This is a genomic window from Candidatus Nanopusillus massiliensis, from assembly GCF_920984865.1.
Genome location: NZ_OV100765.1, coordinates 584099 through 584373, shown reverse-complemented (window position 1 = coordinate 584373; position 275 = coordinate 584099). Strand labels below are relative to the sequence as shown.

Sequence of the window (275 nt, the reverse complement as noted above, 5' to 3'; positions counted from 1 at the left end):
GGTTTGGATTATTACACTGGTATGATATATGAAGCAATTGTTGAAAAACCAAAAATTGGATCACTATCTGGAGGAGGAAGATATGATAATTTGTTAAAATTATTTACAAATGAAGAAATACCTGCTGTAGGTGGAAGTATTGGAGTAGAAAGACTGATTGATGCTGGAATAGAATTAGGAATATTTAAGATTGATAAAAAAACTTATACAGAAATATGTGTAATATATTTTGAAGATACATTTAAAGATGCATGGAATATATGTAATCAACATTA

At 27.6% G+C, this 275-nt stretch carries 1 protein-coding gene (cut by a window edge); it reads left to right on the top strand.

Features of this window, described 5'->3' with window-relative positions; all coding sequences use genetic code 11:
• Positions 1–3 precede the first annotated feature (3 nt).
• Positions 4–275 carry the 5' portion of an ATP phosphoribosyltransferase regulatory subunit gene (locus LUA84_RS03755; protein WP_305836310.1) on the top strand. 16 nt of this gene lie beyond the right edge of the window, so only the first 272 of its 288 coding nucleotides appear in the window; it begins with the start codon at positions 4–6; the stop codon falls past the right edge of the window.